General features: G+C 76.0%; 4 protein-coding genes. 3 read left to right on the top strand and 1 reads right to left on the bottom strand.

What is annotated here, in order from left to right; all coding sequences use genetic code 11:
* A partial coding sequence (locus tag ACOJUF_RS09215; RefSeq protein WP_420121562.1) for a Nif3-like dinuclear metal center hexameric protein occupies positions 1–555 on the bottom strand: 555 nt, incomplete at its 3' end.
* Positions 556–653: 98 nt separating this feature from the next.
* On the opposite strand from ACOJUF_RS09215, the gene ACOJUF_RS09220 reads away from it, so the two are divergent.
* From ACOJUF_RS09220 to ACOJUF_RS09230, 3 genes are read left to right on the top strand one after another with little or no spacing between them, the layout of a single operon-like run.
* Entirely contained in the window at positions 654–1187 is a 534-nt protein-coding gene (locus tag ACOJUF_RS09220; RefSeq protein WP_420121563.1) for a low molecular weight protein-tyrosine-phosphatase, read from the top strand.
* Between the two features lie 25 nt (positions 1188–1212).
* Positions 1213–2172: an SURF1 family protein gene (locus tag ACOJUF_RS09225; RefSeq protein WP_420121564.1), complete on the top strand. Its 960-nt coding sequence runs from the start codon at positions 1213–1215 to the stop codon at positions 2170–2172.
* A 20-nt stretch (positions 2173–2192) separates the two neighbouring features.
* The gene (locus tag ACOJUF_RS09230; RefSeq protein WP_420121565.1) at positions 2193–3281 is read left to right on the top strand and encodes a glycoside hydrolase family 76 protein; all 1089 of its coding nucleotides are present in this window, start codon (positions 2193–2195) and stop codon (positions 3279–3281) included.
* Positions 3282–3535: the final 254 nt, after the last annotated feature.

Below are 3535 nucleotides of genomic sequence, written 5' to 3' on the forward strand. Positions count from 1 at the left end.
GCCGCCGCACACGGCCACCGTGCGGACCGGCCGGTCCGGCGCGCCGGCCGCCCGGACCCCGCCCGCGGTGGCCGGCAGCCGCGCGGCGACCAGCTCGGCGAACTGCGCCAGGGTCACCGGGTCGGCCAGGGCACCCACCCGGCCGCTGCCGGTCAGGCCGTCCGGGTGCGGCACGAGCGGCCGGGTGCCGCCCAGCCCGAGCACCGCGGCGAGCGCGTCGTTGACGCCGCCGACCGCGGTGTCGGCGTTGGTGTGGGCGGCCACGTGGGCCAGCCCGGAGCGGATCATCAGGTGCACGAGCGACCCCTTGGCGGTGTCGGCGGCGACCGACTGGACCGCGCGGAACAGCAACGGGTGATGGGTCACCAGCAGCTGCGCGCCGACGGCCGCCGTCTCCGCCACGGTGACCGCGTCGACGTCGACGGCCAGCAGCACGCCGGTCACCGGATCGCCGGGATCGCCGCAGGTCAGACCGATCCCGGTGTCCCAGCTCTCGGCCAACGCGGCCGGGTAGGCCCGCTCCAGGGTGTCCAGGACGTCGCGAATGGTGGTCACGCAGGCAGTGTGCCCGCCCTCGGCCCACCGTGTGATGGCCGGGCGGGAGCGGTGGGCGTCCGGGCGGGCGTCGCTCCCGGGTGAGGGACAATGACGCGGTGACGTCCGAGCTGCAGATCGATCCCGTCCGGGCCCCCGACCCCACCGACGCCCGCTTCCACGTGTGCGTGGTGTGCACCGGCAACATCTGCCGGTCCCCCATCGGCGAGCAGGTGCTGCGCCGGGCGGTCGAGGAGGCCGGCCTGGCCGACCGGGTCGTGGTCAGCAGCGCGGGCACCGGCAACTGGCACGTCGGGGCCGGTGCGCACGACGGGTCGGTCCGGGTGCTGGCCGCGGCCGGCTACCCCACCGACCACACCGCCCGCCAGCTCACCCGGTCCGATCTGGCCGGCATCGACCTGGTGCTGGCCGCGGACCGCGACCACCGGGCCCTGGTCAAGCGGATGCTCACCGAACCCGAGCGGGACAAGGTCCGCCTGCTCCGGGATTTCGACCCCGACGCGGACGGTGACGAGATCCCCGACCCGTACTACGGCCCGCACCAGGGCTTCGTCGACGTGCTGGACATGACCGAGGCGGCGATGCCGGGCGTCATCGACGAGATCCGCCGCCGGCTGGCCGACCGCGGCTGACCGGCACGGGATCGATCGAGGCGTGATGAAGCGGGTGGTGTTCCTGCTGCGGCCGGGGTGGATCGCGGTGATCCTGGCCGCCCTGGCGTTCGCCGGGGCCTGCTTCTTCCTCCTCGCGCCCTGGCAGTTCGGCCGCAACGCCGAGCGGTCCGCGCAGAACGCCGCCATCACCGCGGCGCTGACCGCCGAGCCGGTGCCGGCGACCGCGCTGATGTCCACCGACGCGCAGCCCGCCGAGAGCGCGCTGTGGCACCCGGTCACTGCGACCGGCACGTTCGACCCGGCCCGTCAGGTGCAGGTCCGGCTGCGGCAGAACTCGGCCGGGCAGCCGATCTCCGAGGTCGTGCTGCCGTTCCGCCTCACCACCGGCCAGACGCTGCTGGTGGACCGGGGCTCGGTGTCGTTCCTGGATGTCGACAAGGGCGTCGCCGTCCCCGATCCCCCGTCCGGCCAGGTGACGATCACCGGGCGGGTGCAGGACGACCAGCTGGATCCGTCGCAACGGCCGCCGGTCGTGCAGAACGGGCAGGTCCAGGTGACCGAGATCAGCGCCGCGATGATGCGGCAGGCTTTCGACGGTCCGGCCGACGAGCCGTTCCTGGCCGGGTTCGTCCAGCTCACGGGCCCAAGTCCCGGGGCGCTGACGCCGATCGAGGTGCCGCAGACCGACTCCGGCCCGTTCCTGTCGTACGCGCTGCAGTGGGAGGCGTTCGGCATCATCGCGCTGGTCGGGCTGGGCGTCTTCATCGTGCGCGAGGTGCGCGATCCGCGTCCGGACGACCCGGACGACCCGTCCGCGCCGAACGGTGCCGCCCCGAACAGTGCTGCCCCGGGTGGCGCCGCCGCGGAGCGCGCGGGGCCGCCGGTCCCGGCCGGCACGGCGGCCGCCGCGGGCCCACCCGGATCGGCCCCCGGGCCGGCGGGGCGTCGCCGGCGCTCGCGTGACGGGTTCGACCGGTCGCAGCTGTGGGACGACGAACCCTGAGCACCGACCCCGCCGATCGCATCGGGGCCGGCTGCACCGACCCCGCCGGCCGCGCGGCCGCGGCCGAACGCGCCGTCCGCGCCGGGCATGTGCGCCGGCTGGTCGGGCTGCCGGGCACCGCGCTCGGCGTGAACCGCCGGCCGGCCGGCCTGCTGCACCGCTCCTTCCTGGCCTGGAACTACTGGTGGCAGGCGCACCTGCTGGACTGCCTGCTGGACGCGGAGGTGCGCGCCCCGGCGCCGATCCGCCGGGTCACCATCACCCGGGTCGTCCGTGGCATCCGGCTGCGGAACCTCGGCCGCTGGACCAATGCCTACTACGACGACATGGCCTGGCTCGGCCTGGCCCTGGACCGGGCCGACCGGCTGGTCGGGGCGGGCCGGCCGGCGGCCGTCGCCACGCTGGTCGACCAGCTGCTGGGCGCCTGGTCCGACGACCTGGGCGGCGGCATCCCCTGGCGCCGCGGCGACGAGTTCAAGAACGCCCCGGCCAACGGACCGGCCGCGATCCTGCTGGCGCGGACCGGCTTCCTGGACCGCGCGGTCGCCACCGCCGACTGGATCGACCGGTGCCTGCGCGACCCGCGGACCGGGCTGATCCACGACGGCGCCCGGCCCGACGACCGTCCGGGACACGACCCCGTCCGCGTCGAGACCCCGATCTACACCTACAACCAGGGTGTCGTGCTCGGCGCCGACCTGGAGCTGGCCCGGCGCTCGGGGCACGGCGATCGGCCCGCCGCCCGGGTCCGCCGGCTGGTCGACGCCGTCGCCGACGAGCTGTCCGCCGGTGGGGTGCTGGCCGGGCATGCCGGCGGTGACTCCGGCCTGTTCACCGGGATCCTCGCCCGGTACCTGGCCCTGGTCGCCCGGTCGCTGCCCGGTACCGACGATCGGTCGGCCCGGACCCGGGACCGGGCGGCGGCGCTTGTCCGCGACTCCGCCGACGCGGCCTGGAGGCACGCCTGCTGGACGTCCGCCGGGCCCACGTTTGGACCGGACTGGTCCCGCCCGGCCCGGCCGCCCGCCCGGGGCCGCGCCGAACGCGACCTGTCCGTGCAGCTGTCCGGCTGGATGCTGCTGGAGGCGGCGGCCACCCTGGACCGCTGACCGGCTCCGGACGTTCCCGCGGGAACGTCCGATCGGACATTCAGTGACATATCGCCCGACGGCCGGACCCGGGAACGTCTCCGCGGGAACGCGGAATCAGACAGACCGGACGGACTCCGGCGGGTTTAGGTTGGGCGGGTGCCCCCCGATCCACCGCCCGACCGGCCGCCGCCGGGTCGCCCACCGCCGGGTCGCCCGCCGCCCGGCGCGATCGGTCTGGCCGCGGCGATCGGTGCCGCCGCCGGAGCGGCGCT

The sequence above is a fragment of the Nakamurella sp. genome, assembly GCF_048594475.1.
Classification (GTDB): Bacteria; Actinomycetota; Actinomycetes; order Mycobacteriales; family Nakamurellaceae; genus Nakamurella.